We start from the raw sequence: 20,383 nt of genomic DNA on the forward strand, positions 1-20,383 counted from the left end.
GTATCTTGCATGATAATATTATTTGGATTCATGAACAGGAAATACGGTTTTTTTATACTAACCATTTTACTACTCTTGTCTTGTGAAAAAGAGAATCCAAAACTCTTTGTGGATGTCCCTGATTCCAAGACCAATATTACTTTCGAAAATTCCCTAAAAAGCGGACCTGACCTCAATATTCTAAACTATATCTACTATTACAATGGCGCGGGTGTAGCTACAGCCGATTTTAATAATGATCATCTAGTGGACATCTATTTTACATCTAACGAAGGTGTCGATAAGCTCTATTTAAATAAAGGAAATTTATCTTTTGAGGATATTACTTTTAAATCCAATATTAAAAATGATTTTGGATGGACCACGGGTGTCACCCATGTAGATATTAATAATGATGGCCTTCTGGATATATATGTTTGTAAGGTCTCCGACTATATGGGATTGCAAGGGCACAATTTGCTTTACATTAACCAAGGTATAAAAAATGGAATTCCGAATTTTGAAGAAAAATCCAAGGAATACGGTCTGGACTTCTCAGGATTTTCTACCCAAGCAGCATTTTTTGATTATGATTTGGATGGAGATTTGGATATGTTTTTATTGAACCACTCCATAAGTCCCAATTCCAATTACGGCCTAGGCCAGAGAAGAACCGTTCCCAATCCCGTTAGTGGAGACCGGCTTTACGAAAATAAAGATGGATCCTTCATAGATGTAAGTTCGTCTTCTGGAATATTTCAAGGGAAAATCGGTTATGGTTTGGGAATTTCAATTAGTGATTTGAATAATGACTCGTATCCCGACATCTATGTTGGCAATGATTTTTTCGAAAATGATTACCTCTACATCAATCAGCAGGATGGTACTTTTAAAGAAGTTATTTCATCCAACCTTCAAAATTTGGGGCATACCACACATTATTCCATGGGTAATGATATAGGCGATTTTAATAACGATGGTTTAATGGATATCCTCTCTTTGGATATGCTACCTGAGGATTTGGAAACCTACAAAGCCTCTGGTAGGGAATACTCCTTCCCTATCTACAACAATTATTTGCAGAATGGTTATGCACCTCAATACATGCAAAATACCCTTCACATGAACCTCGGAAATTTGAAGTTCAGTGAAATAGCAGCGCTAGCTGGCATCCACGCTTCAGAATGGTCATGGGGTACATTGCTTGCGGACTATGACAATGACGGACTTAAAGACATATTTATTTCAAATGGGATTAAGGGAGCTACCAATGATATGGACTTTATTAATTTTATAGCTAATGACAACATTCAAAAAGGGCTTAGTGAAGGAATACAAGATGCTGAACTGCAATTCATCGACGACCTTCCTGCTAAACATGTGAAAAACTACTTTTTCAAAAATAATGGAGATTTAACATTTGAGAATTACTCCAGCAAATGGCTAAATAATGGCAACTCGTTTAGCAACGGATCGGCCTATGCAGATTTGGACAATGATGGAGATTTAGAAATTGTCATCAATAATGTTGATGAACCAGCACAAATTCTCAAAAATAACACAACAGGCAACACGGGAAGTAATTATCTTAAAGTAAGGTTTCAGGGGCCAGAAAAAAATAAGTTTGGGGTGGGGGCTAAAGTCACCGCCTACGCCGATACAAAAATATTTGTTCAAGAAAACTATCCTACTCGGGGTTACTTATCCGCCGTCTCAAACACCTTACATTTTGGCTTAGGAAAAATAAAGGTTCTGGATTCCCTACTTGTCCAGTGGCCTTCAGGTGGTCATCAGTCCCTTCAAAATCTCAAGGTTAATACGGAAATACAAGTTGACTTTTCAAATGCACAACCTAGAAATTATGACACTGGTGTAAGATCTATCAATTATGTGGAACCTATTGTTTTAAACTTTGAGCATCAAGATGCCAGTTCCATCGAGTTCTACCGCGATCCGTTGATACCTTACGCTAATACAAACGAAGGTCCTGAAATCTCGGTCATAGATTTCAATGAAGATGGCTTAGATGATTTTTTCGTCAATGGAGCTAAGCAACAACCTTCAGAATTGTTTTTTCAACGTATGGATGGAAATTTTGAAACGGTTCAATCTTCACTTTTCGAATCGGATAAAAGCAGTGAGGATGTATCCCATGTTTTTTTTGATGCAAATATGGATGGGTCAATGGACTTGCTTGTTGTAAGTGGAGGAAACGAATTTAAAGAAGGAAAAAATCTTGCGCCAAGACTTTATATGAACCATCAAGGTATTTTGAAAAAAGATTCTATACAATTCACCGATTTTAGTATAAATGCCTCAAAAGTGAAAAATTGGGACATGGACAATGACGGAGATCAGGATATCATCATTACATCCGACCAAAAACCTTGGGAATTTGGTATTACTCCAATTCAATACCTTTTCAGGAACGAAGGAGGTGGAAAATTTCAGGATGTTACCCGTGAATACGGTAAACAATTTAGCCAAATAGGTAATGTGAAGGATGTTTCTATTGTAGACTTAGATCAAAATGGATTTCAGGATATCATTGTTGTAGGGCATTGGATGCCCATCGCCATATTTTTAAATAATGGTATGGAACTTGAGTATTTGGATGTTCAAGGCCTAGAAAATTCCAATGGATTATGGAACACAATTGAGACCGGGGATTTTGACCATGATGGGGATATGGATTTTGTAATAGGCAACTGGGGGCTAAACAGCAAATTAAAGGCCAGTGAACAAGAACCAATTACCCTATACAAAATCGATATTGATGACAACGGTAGCGTGGAGACTATTGTTACCCATTACCAACAAAATCAAGAAACCGTGTTTGCATCCAAAGATGAATTGACGAAGCAAATACCATCCCTAAATAAAAAATACCTGACTTATACTGATTTTGCTAAAGCATCAATTAAGGATTTGTTTCCTGTGAACAAGCTAAAATCCGGAATCAAAAAGCAGGTTTATGAACTCGCCTCTTGTTTTTTTGAAAACAAGGGCGGTTTACGATTTGAAAAACACAAATTGCCAAACATAGCCCAGACATCAAATATTAAGGATATTCTAGTGGAAGAAATCAACGGTACAACCAAGATAATCTTAGTTGGCAACAACTATGAAATTAGTACGCAATTGGGTAGGATGGATGCATCACATGGTATAATTTTGTATCCTTCTCAAAATGAGATGAACAACATAACCAAAGAAGACATTTTAGGTGTTTCTGGTGCCGCACGTAGTATAGATAAAATAAAAATCGACAATAAAGAAGGCTATATAATTACTAGAAATAACGATAGTTTGGTATTTATCCCCAACGAAAAGTAAATAAAAATGAATTTTAATAAGACGTTACTTTTTATACTCTTGGCAGCTTCTATTCTAGCCTGCAAGGATAAAGAAATAAAGGAAACCACGGAGGAGGCTTCCAAGAATACGCTTTTCACCTTGCTTCCCTCTAATGAAACAGGGGTAAATTTCATAAATGAAGTTCAAAACAGAAAGGACTTCAATATTTTTAAATACAGAAACTTTTATAACGGTGGAGGAGTTGCACTGGGCGACATAAATAATGATGGCCTCACGGATATTTATCTCACAGGAAACACTGTTCCCAATAAATTGTACCTAAACAAAGGTAATTTCAAGTTTGAGGATATTTCCGAAACCGCCGGCATTAAAGGAAATAAGCCATGGTCCACAGGGGTAGTAATGGCGGACATCAATAATGATGGGTTGCTGGATATTTATGTGAGTAACGCAGGTAACATGGAAGGTAATAATCACGATAATGATCTCTATATAAATAATGGAGATTTGACCTTTACCGAAAAAGCTACAGAATACAACCTAGCCAAAACTGGATTTTCTACGCACGCTACTTTTTTTGACTATGATAAGGACGGGGATTTAGATGCCTATATTTTGAATAATAGCAATATTCCCGTAAGTAGCTTAGGCTATGCCGAACAAAGGGAAGTAAGGGCCCAAGATTGGGAAGGGGTTCCAGATATATTTAGAGGGGTCGGTGATATGCTCTTGCGAAACGACAATGGCAAATTTGTTGATGTAAGTGAGGATGCAGGGATATATGGTAGCCTAATAGGTTTCGGACTTGGGGTAATGGTTACCGATATTAACAACGACTTGTATCCTGACATTTACGTGTCCAATGATTTTTATGAACGGGACTATCTCTATATCAATAACCAAAATGGTACGTTTAGCGAAGAAATTAAGGAATGGACCAATCACCTAAGTTTGTCCGCTATGGGCATAGATATGGCGGATATCAACAATGACGGATTAACCGATATCTTTATTACCGATATGCTTCCCGAGCCCGACGAAAGGGTTAAGTCGGTCATGGAATTTGAAGGATATAATATCTTTAAGTTAAAACAGAGCAAGGATTTTCACCAGCAATACATTCAAAACACCCTACAATTAAATAACGGTAACGGATCATTTTCGGAAGTCGCTTACTATAGCGGGATAGAGGCTACGGATTGGAGCTGGTCTGGACTTTTATTTGATATGGACAATGATGGATTTAAGGACATTTACGTTACCAACGGGATCAATCACGATTTGACCGATTTAGATTTTGTAGATTTCTTTGCCAATGAAATCATTCAAAAAATGGCTTTAACGGGTAAAAAGGAATCTATCGATTCCATTATCAATAAAATGCCAGTTACTCCCCTACCCAATTATGCCTACAGAAATAATGGTGATATCACATTTTCCAACTTCAATAAGGAATGGGGCTTTGAAATCCCTAGCCGGTCTAACGGTGCTGCTTATGGAGATTTAGATAATGATGGTGACCTGGACTTAGTGGTCAACAATGTAAATATGGAAACCTTCGTCTATCGAAACAACACGGAGAAGCAGAAAGAACATAATTTTATCAAATTAAAATTTGAAGGTCCGGACGGCAACAAATTCGGTGTAGGAACCGTAGCAAAACTTTATTTTGACAATCAAATAATTGACCAAACCCTCATGCCATCAAGAGGATTTCAATCTTCCGTGGAGTATCCCATGACCATAGGTTTGGGGAAGTTCTCAAAAATTGACTCCATCAGAATCATTTGGACGGACGATGCCACAGAATTCCTTAAAGACGTTAGTGCCAACCAAACGCTTACGCTAAAACACGGCCAAGCCAGGGAACGCTTTGTTCCGTTCCAAAATAAATCCAAAGACCCGCTATTAAAAGAATTGGATTCCAAGAATCTTTTGGCCCACAAGGAAAATAGTTATAACGATTTTGACAATGAAGGGCTTATCTATCAGTCTCTAGCTCAAGAAGGACCAGCTATGGCCGTTGGTGATGTTAACGGGGATGGCAATGATGATATTTATATAGGGGGTGGCAAAGGACAATCGGCAGCCCTGTACCTACACACTGGAAATGGTACGCTAAGTAGACCAATTACAAGGTATTTTGAAAGTGACGCCAATATGGAAGATACCGCATCGGCATTATTCGATATTGACAATGACGGGGATTTGGATTTGATGGTAGGCAGCGGCGGCAATGAAAGAGGTATGCAAAATACATATGGCACTCGAATTTATCTTAATGATGGCGAGGGGTTTTTCTCAAAATCGTCCAACACAGTATCCACCACCCATAAAAATATTGCCGTTATTTCCCCTTATGACTTTGATGGAGATGGGGATGTAGATGTATTTATCGGCTCAAGAAGTGTCGTTGGAACTTACGGGGTGGATCCCAACCATTTATTGTTGTCAAATAATGGGGACGGTACATTTTCCGATGTTACGGAAAGGTCATCCTACGACCTAAAAGATGCCGGTATGGTAACGGATGCCAAATGGATCGATATGGACAGCGATGGAAAAAAAGACTTAGTTACTGTTTCTGATTGGGGCACCGCGAAAATCTTTAAGAACTCTGGCAGAAGGCTTATTAAATTACCAACGAGCTTGGATAGCTTGGATGGATGGTGGGGTGCCGTAGAAGGAAGAGATTTGGACAATGACGGGGATCAAGATCTGATTTTAGGAAATTCTGGAAGCAACCTTCATTACAAGCCTAAAAAGAATCAACCCATGAAAATGTGGGTTAACGATTTTGATAATGACGGGACCGTTGAACAAATCGTTACACAAAACTATAATGGAGGAGATTATCCGCTACATCAGAAGAAAGAACTTACCACTCAAATATTAGCGCTAAAAAAAGAAAATATCAAGGCTTCCGCCTATGCCAAGAAGACCATAGACGAATTGTTCCCAAAAGCTGTAATTGAAAATACAATAGTCAGGACATCAAAAATTTCAGAGTCTATTATTGCCATCAACGAAGGTAACGGGCAATTCACTATTAAAATCTTACCACCACAGGTTCAATTCTCCTGTATTTGCGGAATTGAATGTGCCGATGTCAACAACGATGGGAATATAGATTTAATCATGGCTGGAAATAATTTCGAATTTAAACCTCAATTTTCCCGCTTAGATGCGAACTATGGTAACGTACTCCTTGGAGATGGTGATTTAGGCTTTAAATGGCAAAATTATGAGGCTAGTGGATTTTTTATCAGGAATGAAGTAAAACAACTTCAATTATTTAAAGATAAAAGCGGTAATTCTTTTTTAGTCGCGGCGATTAATAATGAGAAACCAAAAATTTACAAACTAGATGAGAAGTAGTCTTGTTTATATTTTTTGCCTATTCTTAGCATTTGGCTGTAACACGAACCGAGAACAGCTTTTTAAAAAGCTTGGCGAGGATAAGACCGGTATATCCTTTTCGAATGATTTACAGGAATCCGACGACCTAAACATCTTGGACTATCTATATTTCTATAATGGGGGTGGTGTCGCTATCGGTGATATTAATAGCGATGGTCTACCCGATATTTTTTTCTCGGGAAATCAGGTTAAAAATCAACTGTATCTCAACAAAGGAGATTTCACTTTTGAGGATATAACCGAAAAAGCTGGTGTGGAAGGTAATAGCTCTTGGAATACTGGAGCCATAATGGGCGATGTTAATGCAGACGGGCTATTGGATATTTATGTTTGTGCGGTGGTAGGCCTGAATGGTTTCAACGGACATAACGAGTTATTCATCAACCAAGGAAACGGTACTTTTAATGAAGAATCGGCGCAGTACGGGCTGGATTTTGAATCCTATAGTTCCTCCGCCGCATTTTTAGATTACGATTTAGATGGGGATTTGGACATGTACCTCCTTAACCACGCTGTACACACACAGGAGTCGTTTGGTAAAGTCGATTTGCGGTTTGAAAGAAGTTATGAAACCGGTGATAAATTATTACGAAACGACAATGGCTCCTTTGCAGATGTTAGTGAAGAAGCCGGAATTTACGGAGGAATAAATGGATATGGTCTAGGTATTGCCGTTTCAGATTTTAATCAAGATGGATATCCAGACCTGTACATTGGAAATGATTTTCATGAGGATGATTACTACTATTTGAATAATGGCGATGGTACCTTTAAAGAATCATTAAAAAACTATTTCGGGCATACGTCAAGATTCTCTATGGGTAGTGATGTGGCGGATTTAAACCATGACGGTTTTCCGGACCTCATTTCTTTGGATATGCTCGCCGATGATGAGAAAGTACTAAAAGCTTCGGAAGGAGATGACAACATCCAAATACAGAAACTGCGCATTGGTACCTATGGCTATCATTATCAGTTTACACGTAACATGCTCTACCTTAACCAACCTGATGGCAAATTCATGGAAACCGCGCTCCAAAGTGGTATAGCGGCTACAGATTGGAGCTGGAGTGCATTGTTCGGGGATTACGATCAAGATGGAGACCAAGATCTTTTTGTAAGCAACGGCATCCCCAAAAGACCTAACGATTTAGATTATATCAATTTTGTTTCCAGCGATAACATCAAGAATAAAATTAGCAATACCAATCTCGTGGATCAGGATGCATTGGAGCTAATGCCTTCTGGAAATGTTGGCAATAGGGTCTTTAAGGGTAGCCCTGAATTGTATTTTCAAGATAAGTCAAAATCTTGGATACCTCAGGACACCATTGTTTCAGGTGCTACGGCGTATGGAGATTTAGATAACGATGGTGACTTGGATATTGTGACCAACAACTTGAATACCGCACCTACTTTACTGGAAAATTTAACCAACCAGAAGAACAATTACCTGAAACTTAAATTTGAAAAAGTAACGAATAATCCATTTGGGATAGGAACCAAAGTTTTTGTTTATACAAAGGGGAGGCAACAGTACAAAGAGTTCTATGCCGCTAGGGGATTTCAATCGTCCTCTGAACCCATGTTACATTTTGGCTTTGGACAAGGAAAGCTTTTGGACTCCATTAAAATCATTTGGCCGGACAATACTTTTCAGGTAATCGAAAATATTGAGACAAATCAAACCCTTAAACTATCACCTTCTGGCACAAAAACATTTGATTACAGCTCTCTACGTAAAAAAGAGAAGCCCGTTTTCAAAAAGGTTGATAACAATCTCGGCATTAATTTTAGGCATAAGGAGGACTCCTATACCGATTTTAACCGTCAGAAACTCATACCCTATCAAATTTCGGACAGAGGACCGGCGGTTGCTGTAGGCGATATGAACCAAGATGGCAAGGAGGATATTTTCTTTGGTGGCTCTAAATTCATACCATCACAGATCTTTATTCAAAACGATTCGATTTTTGACCACACCGCTTTTAAAAACATCGAGAAAGACTCTATAAAGGAAAATGTTGTGGCCGTGCTTGCCGATTTGGACAACGATAAGAACCAAGAACTAGTTTTAGGTTCTGGCGGTGCAGATTTTTACAATCAGATGAACCCTTTAACGGAAAGTTATTACAGCTTTAAAGATTCGGTTTACATAGCCCATAAATTTCCTGAACTTTACACTAACGCAAGTGTAATTTTACCTATTGATTATGATGGGGACGGAGATTTAGATCTGTTTATAGGAAGTCAGAGTGTTTCGGCCGACTTTGGAAAACTTCCGGACTCCTACCTATTGAACAATACCAATGGCGATTTTTCCCTAGTAGAACAAAATCCTTTTAAGGCTTTGGGAATGGTTACGGATGCCATTGCGGACGATGTGGACAATGATGGGGATGACGATTTAATTATAGTCGGGGAATGGATGTCTCCTAAATTTTTTAGAAATGATAAAGGTAAATTCTCTCTATTTAATCCATTAACTGAGTCATCATTGAATGGACTTTGGCAAAGTATTGCCAGTTTCGATATTGATGCCGACGGAGATATGGACTACCTTTTGGGTAATTGGGGCACCAATTCCAAATTCGTGGCTACTAAAGAAAATCCGCTGAAAATGTACTACAGCGATTTTGACAATAACGGGGCCACTGAGACCATAGTAGCGATTAACAGGAATGGGAAATATTTCCCTATAGATGGATTAAGCGAACTATCAGGACAGTTAGTATCGCTACGGAAGAAGTTCACGACCTATTCGGATTTTGCAGGAAGGCCTATTTCGGAAATAATAGACCGGGATGCACTCTCAGAAGCCGATGTTTTAGAAGTTTCAGTGTTAAAATCGGGCTATTTGAGAAACGATAAGGGTTCATTTTCGTTTATTCCTTTTAATTTTGAACTACAGGTTGCTCCATTAATGGATTTCTTAATCTATGATTTTGACAACGATGGTAATGAAGAAGCCCTGGTAGGAGGAAATTATTTTGGGGTCAAACCGTATCAAGGTAGATTGGATTCCTTTCCTGGAGCACTTATAAAAAATGAGAACAACATAAAATTGGGCAATGTTATTGGTTTGGATTTTATGTTCAAATCGGTAAGGCATTTGAACATAGTCAATATGGGTAAGGAGCCTTACTTGTTGGCGACTATGAACAATGACGAAGCCCAAGTATATAAATTGAATAAATAAACTAATGAGAAAAATAATTTTATTAGGGGTATTAAGTATAATATTATACTCCTGTAACCAAAACGAGGAACAGATAGTTGTAGGTCCGGAAGATTTACACAAGGTTGTGGACAAGGTAACGGAAATTATGATTCACGACATCTTTTCGCCGCCAGTAGCCAGTAGGATATTTGCCTATCCGAATATTGCGGCTTATGAAATAGTTGCACAGAACAATCCCAAATACATCTCCTTGGCCGGACAGGTAAACGATTTACAGCCTATACCTGCCCTTGATACCGTTTCTGGAATCAATGTAAATCTTGCGGCGATTATTGCACATATGTCCATAAGCAAACAACTTATCTTCTCCGAGGACAAGTTTGAGGTTTTACAGGATAGCCTAGAAAATAGCTGGAAAAAGGTAAATGAAAAAGAGTTTGAAATTTCAAAGGAATATGGTTTAAAAGTGGCAGACCATATTAAAGATTGGATGAGCAAGGACAACTATAGTCAGACACGGACCATGCCGCAGTTTACAGTAGAAATTGAGGATGAGCAAAGGTGGCAACCTACGCCTCCGGCCTATATGCAGGCCATAGAACCGCATTGGAATAAAATTAGACCGTTCTTCCTAGATTCTGCCGCCCAGTTTAAGCCCGTACCGCCGCCACCTTTTTCCATGGAGGAAGGTTCTGATTTTTACAAAGAATTGAAAGAGGTTTACGACATCAGCAATCAAATCACTGAGAACGGCGATGAATCCGAAGAGGTAGAAATTGCCAAGTTTTGGGATTGTAATCCATATGTGTCGGTAACTAGGGGGCACTTAATGTTCGCCACCAAAAAAATTACTCCTGGAGCCCATTGGATAGGTATTACAAAGATTGCGAGTAGAAAGACAAATAGTGATTTTGATGACACTTTGTATGCCTATACAAAGACCTCTCTAGCAATCGCCGATGCGTTCATTAGCTGTTGGGACGAGAAATACAGAAGTAATTTGATACGTCCGGAAACATTGATCAACCTTCACATTGATGAAAATTGGAAACCTATTTTACAAACCCCTCCCTTTCCAGAGTATACCAGTGGACATAGCGTTGTTTCAGGGGCGGCAGGAACGGCTTTAACTGATATTTTTGGGGATAATTTTGCCTTTGATGATGACACAGAAGTACCGTACGGCCTGCCACAAAGGAGTTTTGAGTCTTTCAACAAAGCTGCGGATGAAGCTGCTATAAGTAGAATGTACGGAGGAATCCATTACAGGGCTGCGGTTGAAGTTGGTGTTGGTCAAGGCCGTAAAATTGGAAAACTACTGCTTCAAAAAGTAAAAATGCTTAATGAAGATGCCTTAGCATCAAATCAAGAGTAATGAAAAAATTAAGCATTGGGTTTGCCACGGTTCTTATAATTGGCCTTGGGTGGTATTTGTTTCTGAAACCGCAAGATTACAGGATTAATGTTAAGGCCAATACCTTTCCTGGCACGATTAATCAAACCTTGAAATTGTGGAGCGGTACTCTTGAAAATGAAAGTGAAATTACACAGAATAATTCACTGCTCAATCTTATCCAAAATATCAAATTTGGAGATTCCCTGCACAAATATGAATGGTCTATTCAACGTCTAACGGATTCCACCTCAAAAATAACCGTGGATGTAACCGACCTGAAAAACAGCGTTTTTAATAGGATAAAAATCCCCTTTTCAGATACCGATTTTGAAAAAAGGTCACGGAAGACGGTCACCGATTTTATAGAAAAACTTAACGAACATAGAGAAAATTTTAAAGTCACTATTCAAGGAGAAGAGCAACTACAATCTACCTACTGTGCTTGTGTCTCTTTAGAAGGCCCTCAATTTGATAAAGCTGCGGGAATGATGAGAAGTTTTCCATTTATCAACAGTGTCCTTGTACAAAACGGGTTGGAACTTAATGGAGTTCCTTTTATTGAGGTAACCCAATGGAACATGGAAAAAGATAGTATAGCCTATAATTTCTGTTATCCCATTATACAGTCGGACTCCCTACCGTTTATCAAGGGGATATTTTATCAGACCTTTCAAGGAAAAAAAGCTTTAAAAGCTATTTACAACGGAAATTATATAACCTCGGATAGGGCATGGTATGCCTTGCTGGACTACGCCGAGAAAAACAATATAAAAGCAGAAAACAAACCAGTCGAATTCTTTTTCAATAATCCGAATATGGGCGGTAATGAACTAAGGTGGAAAGCTGAAGTTTTTTTACCATTAAGCAATTAACATGAATAGGGCCCTCTATCTTATTTTCTTATGTATTCTATCGTCTTGCACCAATTATGGCCAGTTAATATATGTCGCTGATTTACCGGGCAATCTAGAAGAAAATTCGGGAATCGTAACCTTAAAAGATTCTACGGTTTGGGTAATTGAGGATAATGGTAACAAAGATGATATTTATAAGGTAGATTTCCGAGGTAACATCCTTAAATCTTTTGAAGTAAAAAACGCTAAAAATAAAGATTGGGAAGACTTGGCCAAGGATAAAAATGATAACGTTTATATTGCCGATATCGGCAACAATAATAATACCCGAAAAGACTTGGTCGTCTATAAAGTACCAAATCCTGAAACAGAACCTGGAGATAAAATCGATGCTGAAAAAATAGAATTTTATTATCCCGAGCAGAAAGATTTTCCTCCAGAAAAATCCAAACGATTTTATGATGCAGAGGCGTTATTACATTACGGAAGTAGCCTCTACATTGCTACAAAAAATAGGTCTAACCCATTTACCGGACAGGTTTTTATTTATAAAATTCCTGATGTAAAAGGGAAATATGAGGCTAAATTGGTAGGCATCCTGCAAATTTGTACGGACTGGAACACTTGTCAAATCACGGGAATGGATATTTCTCCAGATGGCAAAAAAATTGTCTTACTCAGCTATGGAAAGCTTTTCATATTATCCAATTTTTCGGAGAACGATTTTTCAAAAGCAAGCATAAAAGAAATAGACTTGGGGAATAGAAACCAATTGGAATCCATTTGTTTTTTAGACAGCACTACCCTACTGTTATCCGATGAAGTTTCTCACGGACAAGGTGGTAACCTCTACCGCTATCAACTCATGGATTAAGGGTTCATTTAAAAACCAAATCCCAATCCAAAAGTAAATCTTGCGCCATCCTCACTATTGAACAGGGCTATATTTATGGAAAGAATATCCGAGCCATTTAAGAAAAATCCGCCACCGTAAGAAGTATGCCAACGATTGGAACTTATATTGGGAAACCATACTCTTCCGTAATCATATCCAGCAAAAAACCCTAAGGAAGTCGGTAGGATTCTTGTCCGCATCTTTCGAAGACTAAATCGCAAATCCGTATTCTGGTAGTAAGCTGTTTTACCGGTAAAACGTTGGTTTCTAAATCCTCTGAGACCATCAATACCGCCTATACTAGCCGCCTGGTAAAATTCATATCCATTCCCAATGTTGAAATGCCCTTTCCACTTAGTGGCGAGAACCAATCTCCCGCTGGGTATCAATTTATAGTCAAAGGAAATGCTGGGTATTACGTAACCAAAATTCCGACCATCAATACTTAAATTATCTTTAAAACCGACCTTTAGCATCGTACTCATTCCCACGGTAGGAAAGCCTTGATTGTCCCTGTTCGCGTAACTATACTCTGCATGAATACCGGCAAAATTGTTTTGGGTCTCTTCCCCGTTCTGTTGATAAAATGTATTGATAAAACGGCCCTCTGTTTCCTCAACTTCTATGGATTCGTACGAGAACCCTGTCCTAAATTTAGCCCCTAAATGGCCACGCCATACAAAAGACGGTGCAAACTCTAAGTTTCGAATTCGTACTCGATTAAAATCCAAGTCCAATTCATCATCCAGGTTGATTGTATTATTGCCATATCCAAAGAAGTTTACGGCGAAATTGGGTGTGGTATAACGGGATCTAACTTCAAAGTTCCAATTCTCAAACAGTTCGGCAAATTCTCCCGTGTAGCTTAAATTTATACCACTAGTGGCAAAATAAAAGGATCCGCTTATGGTGTGTTGTTGGGTGAAGGGATTCTGCCTGAATCCGTTGTACGTATATGTATTGGAAACTCCAATTCTAACACCGTCGTCAGGATTAAATCCAATAGTAGGTATGAGTTGATTGCTACTACTCCTTATATTGAGTGGGCGGTAGGTATTTACGTTATAATCATCGGTCAACTTAATTCTCGTATTGTTTACGTCTTGAAACGTGTTTGGTTTACTCTTATAGTCATAAATAGTAATACCCTTGCCATGGTCTACCTTGTAGATGTCGTTATTTTGACCGCCAATGAGCCGAACTTTAATTCCTCCTATCTTTTTCTCATTTTGAACCGTAAAGATATCATCGTCGTCTAGGCCATATATCCAAATCTCTTTTGTTGATGAGCTATTAAAGGTCTTGTCAAAGAACATCTTCTTCTTTTCTCCATCAATAATTCTAAAAACCTTGACTTCGGTCTCCGTTGGGCTTAATCGATTAATTTCAAACCAATCATCTTTATCAGTACCTGTTACTACGGCAAATTTGTTCAGAATATCATAGTATTCTTCCGCAGTATCTTCAATATTATCCAGCCTGGACAATAGTATTTTTTTTATCTCTGTTAACGTACTATCCCAAATCTCTTCTGGGAAAATTTTAAATGCCTCGTCTATATCATCCTCGTTTAAGTTCTCCTTAAGATATCTAGCTTCTTCCAGCCATTCCTCTTTCGTGGTTTCCGACAAGAGCGCAAGGTCTAGTACATACGTTTTAGGTGAGGAGTTAAACCCTTTAACGTTTCTGATTTCTTCATTAAACCCTTCCATAATTCTTAGCCCTGGGATAATTCTGGTGGCTAAATTCATCAAGGCTCCGTCCCCCATTTTGGAAAAAGCCTGGTCCCTATCACGTGGCACGGGTCTATAGATTATTTTATTTCCTTCTTTAAATTCTGCCCAGCGCCATTGGTCTACATGCCGATCCCAATCACCTATGGCCATATCAAAGAATCTGGCTCTTAAGTACCCTTTCCTATCCACATCATATTTTTCGTCATCACGCAAATCCTCCAACATAGAGTCCGTACTTTTGAGTTCATTGGCGTAACCAAAACTTTCGAGATTACCGTGACCGTCTCCTGCATGTTCTTCTATCATGTAAAGTTCATCTCCAAACGTGGCATTATACCCTCCAAGGGCCTCGTGTTTGGGCACGTAAAATAAAATGGGATTGGTATGGTAAATTCCAACAGCATCCGAAAGCTTACCAATTACAAAGGGAGCGTAGGGATGTGATCCCGTATAAAAATCTTCTAAAAGCTCCTGGGTATAGGTTTCTTTGAGGTCCTCTAGCACATATTGTTCTTGAAAGGCCATGGATTGCAAGTAGAGTTCCGCACTTTTACGAAGTGCACGCATCACATACTCCTTTCCATTTTTATGTCGTAGCCGAAGTGATTTAGACTGATGCCCGCCTCCTTTTTTAACAGGAGTTAGTCCTCCGTAAAGCGTATCAATCGTTACCACTGGTACGTTCACTTTGGTACCATAGTACTTTCTATACCTTTCACCCCATATCGTTTTGAAAAAACCACTTTTGTCGATCTCTTCTTCCGTATACACCGATGCTTTTACTTTCTCCGGAAAAGTATCTGGATAAGTCCTGGTAGCCTCTGGAAAATCTGGAGGTAAGACAGCCGAAGTAAACAAAAATTTCTCTTTCTCATCTTCATCAACCCCATAAAAGCGCACACGGGAAGAACCATCATCATATATTTCCAACGTAGCATAACCCATGCTCCCGGTAACGAACCGTGCTCCGTTTTTCAAACTTACAGCGCTCTCCTTCGCACCTGAACCACTTACAATCTGAGGTGTATTTTTCTCAACAATATATTGCAGCGTATGTTCATGCCCGGATGTAAAAATTACTTTTTCCGAAAATTGGGCCAATGTAGTCACTTTGTTCCTCAACTCCCTATATCTTTTGTTATTCAAATCTTCTATTGATGCACCGGAAGTACTCCTAAGTACATTGATGAAAGTTCCTAGAACGGGCACCGGTACAGGTAATTTCTTGGGATAAAACTGTTTTTTTAAAGAATATTCCCCACCATGTGGCCCATAGCTGAACATAGGATGGTGCATGGCTATAATCGTTGTTTTTTGGCGGTTATCCTTAATTACATCTTCCAATTCCAACAAGAATTTACTTCTACTCTTAATGTCGCACTTGTCATTTATATCCGGCCTTTTATCCCAATTGGTCAAGTACCACTCCGTGTCCAAGGCAATGAGGACTACTTGCTCACTTATCTCAACAACATCAATGGGACATCCGTTTTTCGGCAAAAATGCGTCCTTATCGTCCAACATTTCCTTTATGTATTCCTCCTCACGTTCCAAGCCAATTAAACCTTCGGTATACCAATCGTGGTTTCCAGGAATGAAGAGGGGTTTCCCCTTAAAATTATCCAAGGTTTTCAGCTGGGCATCCAAATGACTTTTTGCTTCGAGATAGGCAACAGTAGAGTCCTTAGGGTCAGGCAAACCAGCAGGGTAAATGTTATCCCCAAGAAATATTGCAGTACTGTTTTCCTCTGCCCTGTCCAACCTTTCCTTAAATATCTTAAGAGCAGGATTCATTCCCCCGATTGGGGAAAGGCCGGCATCTCCTATTAGGTAAAAGGTATGGATTACTTCCTTTTCAATCTCAATATCCTTTGCATCGGATTCATTGGCATATTTAGCCTTATACGTTGCGCATCCAGTTAAAAAAAGAAGTAAGAGAATCCAAGCGCAATATTTTTTCATATGAAAGTTCCTGTGTTTAAATTTTCGTAATTTGGACAATTCAAATCCAAAATCTAGTATGTCGGATATTGTTTCAAAAACAGAAAAATTCGTTGTAGAATTATTATCCAACGAACTAGACCCAAATTACTTATATCATAATTTAAGACATACCCAGCGAGTCGTTAAAAATACTAAAGAATTATTAGATTCATGTACGCTATCGGAAAAGGAAAAGGAAGCAATAGAGTTAGCTGCGTGGCTGCACGACACCGGCTATACAAAGGGTACTGAGAATCACGAAAAGGTTAGTTGTGCTATTGCAAAAGAGTTTTTAACCGAACAAGCTTGTGAGCAACAAACCATCCAAAACATTTCGGATATTATCATGGCAACGGCCCGTTATGCGGAACCAAAAACACTTTCTGAAAAAATAATAAGGGATGCGGATTCTTCGCATTTTGCCCAGAAAAGCTATATGGAAACCTCCGATCTGTTGCGGGAGGAACTGCGCCTATTGGGTATTGCAAATTATTCCCACAAAGAGTGGCTAGAGGCCAATATAAAAATGTTTCGTACGGAACATCGATTTTATACGGATTATGCCAAGGAAAACTGGCAAGCCGGAAAGGATAAAAATCTAAGGCGACTCATAAAGGATAAAAAATCTGAAAAGGAAATTGCTAAAAAGGAAGCCCTAAAGGCAAAATATAAGGGCGAGAGTCCCGATCGTGGAATTCAGACGTTGTTCAGGGTAACTTTAAAAAACCATATTACCTTAAGCGATATTGCAGACACCAAGGCCAATATTCTATTATCCGTTAATGCGATAATTATTTCACTGGCATTATCCAATCTTATCCCCAAATTGGACAACCCATCCAATGACTACTTGATATACCCTACCGTGATTTTCGTCGTTTTTAGTGTCATTTCCATGATTCTTGCCGTATTGGCAACTCGGCCCAATGTTACAAGTGGTGAATTTACTGAAGAGGATGTACGACAAAAAAGAGTTAACCTCTTATTCTTTGGTAATTTTCATAAAATGAAATTGGCAGATTACGAATGGGCCATAAATGAACTCGTAAAAGACAAAGACTATATTTATTCTTCGCTTACAAAGGACCTTTACTATTTGGGCTTGGTGCTGAACAAGAAATATAGGCTGTTGCGATGGACCTATACCATATTTATGATAGGCATGATTGTCTCGGTATTGGCTTTTGCCATTTTCTTTAAATTCTTTGGGCCTGAGCGAACGATGGGTATTGTATCTTAATTTCTGGTTATTCCTTTAAGGCTTGCATCAAATCCTCGTAGGTATAGGTTTTCTCAGGTTTTTCTTCTGTTTTATACAAGATTTCTGCCCGAATCGCTTTTAAACCTGAGACACCTTGCAATCCTTCTAACTCAACGATATCAATATTATCCGTGAAATATCCTTTGGATTTCAAGAACTTAATATAACGCAGATATTCCAGCTCATCCTTTTTTTGAGAATATACAATGGACATCTTACCTGTTTGCGTCAAACGTTCATTGGTTCCCTTTATATAGGATTTATCTATCCGTTTTTTAATAACCTCATAGCGGGCATTATACGTTCCGTCAACATCAAACTGCTTTTCATCCATCCTGAATCGTATGGATAGTGACGTATTATAGACAAGGATAAGGGAAGTTGCATCCAACTGTATGGGAAGTTTGGGCTTTAAAGCATAGTGCGTATTCTCCATATCGCACATTACTTGTAACTGCCATAACCGTAGATTATTAAGGTACAATTCATTAAATTCTTGTCCTCCGGCAATAGAATTACCGATGTACATATTGTGTTCAACACCATCCGTTTTGTACCGTTCAAAATAATGTGGGAACATGGCTTGGGCAGCTTCTTGCTTCTTGTCTATAACAGATGCTAATTCTTTGTTGATTAACATAACGCTTTCATCGTAATTCTTACGATGATCATAGTAAGACTCGGTCGACATATCTATTTTAGCTTCATAAGCCAAGATATGTTTATTGATTTCTTGATCGGATTTCTTTAAATGCGCAAAAACAGGATTGATTTCTTCTTTGACAAAATCAAAAATGGCCTGTTCGCTATTCGTGTATAACATCTCCTTTATGCTGTCCAAATGATTTCCGACTCGGAATTTCAACTCCTCATAAATGGGGAGTTTGAATTTTTCAAAAGCAGCCTCCAAAACGCTCTTAATCTCGGAAAGCTGAATCATTAAATCTCGCTGTATCGCATTATTACGAGCCTTTGACGAATCCTTAATATCTATTTGACCAAATAGGGGATAAACATCCTTGAATACGATTTCTTTAAATGAAGGCTGTCTTCCCTCCAATTGCTCCTTAATGAAATGTTTAGCCTCTTCTTGAAATCTCCAATAAACAGAGGAATGAACGGAAGTACATTCATTCTGTATAACGGCATCGATAAGGTTTTCTTCCTCAACCTTGGATCTCACTACGGCCGATACTATAAACGGCATAACATCATCTAATTTCTTGGCATTTACACCGTTCAGCACATTTTTTTTGTCGGCAGCTATTTCTAACACGCCCAATAGAGAACCTTCAAACGCAATGGGAGCAAAAATTGCACTCTTTATTCCCTGTTGCTTTAAAGCCTTGTAAGGATCCATACCTCCGGATTTTTCTTCATATTTATCCACATCGCTAATGGCAAAATAATCGTTATCCTTTAAAATTTTGTTATAGGAATACTGGCAGAGCGCGTCCTTGCATTCCTGTGTATCCTTGCCATTTAGAATAAAACTGGAGATACCCTTACCATAAACTGGTTCAAAACGGTCTTCGTTAGGATTGTAGGTGACAAAGCCAACCTTTAAATCCGGCAACCGGAAAAATGACCGAAAGGTTTCCTGCAGGTCGGCCATAAAATTGTCACTACCCCTTTTATCACTAGCGATCAATTCTGATTTTATCTCGGAAATGGAGTGTTCCGCCGTAACATCGAACATATTGGAAATAACAAACCCTTTGGATATAAAACTTTCCGGTGGAATCTTTTCCATCCATAGGTCAATATTATCAGGATTTTCCAAAAGTTCATCCACATCATCCTGGGTTATTTCCTTTGATTTTTCGGTCGGATGTAACTCCAGAAAATCAGCATTATACAGAATACGATAGTGGTGCATTACACCATTGGCATTGGGGATGTCATAAAAGAAAGGCCTGCTGAAATCCAACTTAAATCCGTAGTAGAAATTGAGGATTACGATACAGCCCATAATATAGTCTATGCCCTCTTCTTGATTTCTAAGTACGGGCTCAAAACCGGGTCCAGCTTCGTTTATTATTTTCTGAAATCTATTTGAAGTGTTGAAAAACACATCATAATAAGGCAATGAAGCGGCTTTTATTTCATTGTCACTCAGTAATGGCGGAAAACTATCCTGAAGAATTAAACTTATAATATCTTTATGCTTATCCAGCAACGAAACATCCTGAAAACCATCCCTAAGTTCTGGATAAGGTTCTTGTGCCTTAAGGATTTCTTTGGCGCGCTGAGCCAATATTTTGTCGTCGCCTTCTGCCAACGCCTCGTAATGCTTCAATAGTTTTTCAAAACTAACGAGGGGCTTAATCGGCATTATTTTATCCTTACCTTTCATCATG

General features: G+C 38.7%; 9 protein-coding genes. 7 read left to right on the forward strand and 2 right to left on the reverse strand.

The genetic code is table 11. The features are described 5' to 3' along the window. Nucleotides 1–9 precede the first annotated feature (9 nt). From N8A89_RS05820 to N8A89_RS05845, 6 genes are read left to right on the forward strand one after another with little or no spacing between them, the layout of a single operon-like run. Nucleotides 10–3,315, forward strand: a complete 3,306-nt coding sequence (locus N8A89_RS05820; protein ID WP_289645063.1) for a VCBS repeat-containing protein — start codon at nt 10–12, stop codon at nt 3,313–3,315. A gap of 6 nt (nt 3,316–3,321) precedes the next feature. Then, a complete protein-coding gene (locus tag N8A89_RS05825; protein WP_289645064.1) occupies nt 3,322–6,675 on the forward strand; it encodes a VCBS repeat-containing protein in 3,354 nt (1,117 codons plus the stop codon). Further along, nucleotides 6,665–9,916 (forward strand): CRTAC1 family protein, encoded by a 3,252-nt coding sequence (locus N8A89_RS05830; protein ID WP_281541413.1) that lies wholly within the window; start codon nt 6,665–6,667, stop codon nt 9,914–9,916. Before N8A89_RS05825 ends, N8A89_RS05830 begins: the two co-directional genes overlap by 11 nt. A 4-nt stretch (nt 9,917–9,920) precedes the next feature. Beyond that, the gene (locus N8A89_RS05835; RefSeq protein WP_281541414.1) at nt 9,921–11,273 is read left to right on the forward strand and encodes a vanadium-dependent haloperoxidase; all 1,353 of its coding nucleotides are present in this window, start codon (nt 9,921–9,923) and stop codon (nt 11,271–11,273) included. Beyond that, a complete protein-coding gene (locus tag N8A89_RS05840) occupies nt 11,273–12,166 on the forward strand; it encodes a GyrI-like domain-containing protein (protein ID WP_281541415.1) in 894 nt (297 codons plus the stop codon). Before N8A89_RS05835 ends, N8A89_RS05840 begins: the two co-directional genes overlap by 1 nt. Nucleotide 12,167: 1 nt before the next feature. Continuing rightward, nucleotides 12,168–13,022, forward strand: coding sequence for an NHL repeat-containing protein (locus N8A89_RS05845; RefSeq protein ID WP_281541416.1), 855 nt, complete (start codon nt 12,168–12,170; stop codon nt 13,020–13,022). An 8-nt stretch (nt 13,023–13,030) separates the two neighbouring features. On the opposite strand, the gene N8A89_RS05850 is transcribed toward N8A89_RS05845, so the two are convergent. Beyond that, nucleotides 13,031–16,741 carry a metallophosphoesterase gene (locus N8A89_RS05850; protein WP_289645066.1) on the reverse strand — a complete coding sequence of 1,237 codons (3,711 nt, stop codon included), beginning with the start codon at nt 16,739–16,741 and terminating at the stop codon, nt 13,031–13,033. 58 nt (nt 16,742–16,799) lie between these two features. Between N8A89_RS05850 and N8A89_RS05855 the strand changes: the two genes are divergently transcribed. Beyond that, entirely contained in the window at nt 16,800–18,002 is a 1,203-nt protein-coding gene (locus tag N8A89_RS05855; protein WP_281541417.1) for a Pycsar system effector family protein, read from the forward strand. 7 nt (nt 18,003–18,009) lie between these two features. On the opposite strand, the gene N8A89_RS05860 is transcribed toward N8A89_RS05855, so the two are convergent. Then, nucleotides 18,010–20,382, reverse strand: coding sequence for a GAF domain-containing protein (locus tag N8A89_RS05860; RefSeq protein WP_281541418.1), 2,373 nt, complete (start codon nt 20,380–20,382; stop codon nt 18,010–18,012). Nucleotide 20,383 lies beyond the last annotated feature (1 nt).

Origin of the sequence: Maribacter aestuarii (assembly GCF_027474845.2) — a bacterium.
GTDB classification, from domain to species: Bacteria; Bacteroidota; Bacteroidia; order Flavobacteriales; family Flavobacteriaceae; genus Maribacter; species Maribacter aestuarii.

Bases quoted from the DNA above. Each gene is read 5' to 3' on its own strand.
- N8A89_RS05825 (WP_289645064.1), top strand. From the start codon at position 3,322: ATGAATTTTAATAAGACGTTACTTTTTATACTCTTGGCAGCTTCTATT.
- N8A89_RS05840 (WP_281541415.1), top strand. From the start codon at position 11,273: ATGAAAAAATTAAGCATTGGGTTTGCCACGGTTCTTATAATTGGCCTT.
- N8A89_RS05835 (WP_281541414.1), top strand. From the start codon at position 9,921: ATGAGAAAAATAATTTTATTAGGGGTATTAAGTATAATATTATACTCC.
- N8A89_RS05845 (WP_281541416.1), top strand. From the start codon at position 12,168: ATGAATAGGGCCCTCTATCTTATTTTCTTATGTATTCTATCGTCTTGC.
- N8A89_RS05830 (WP_281541413.1), top strand. From the start codon at position 6,665: ATGAGAAGTAGTCTTGTTTATATTTTTTGCCTATTCTTAGCATTTGGC.
- N8A89_RS05860 (WP_281541418.1), bottom strand. From the start codon at position 20,382: ATGATGAAAGGTAAGGATAAAATAATGCCGATTAAGCCCCTCGTTAGT.
- N8A89_RS05855 (WP_281541417.1), top strand. From the start codon at position 16,800: ATGTCGGATATTGTTTCAAAAACAGAAAAATTCGTTGTAGAATTATTA.
- N8A89_RS05850 (WP_289645066.1), bottom strand. From the start codon at position 16,741: ATGAAAAAATATTGCGCTTGGATTCTCTTACTTCTTTTTTTAACTGGA.
- N8A89_RS05820 (WP_289645063.1), top strand. From the start codon at position 10: ATGATAATATTATTTGGATTCATGAACAGGAAATACGGTTTTTTTATA.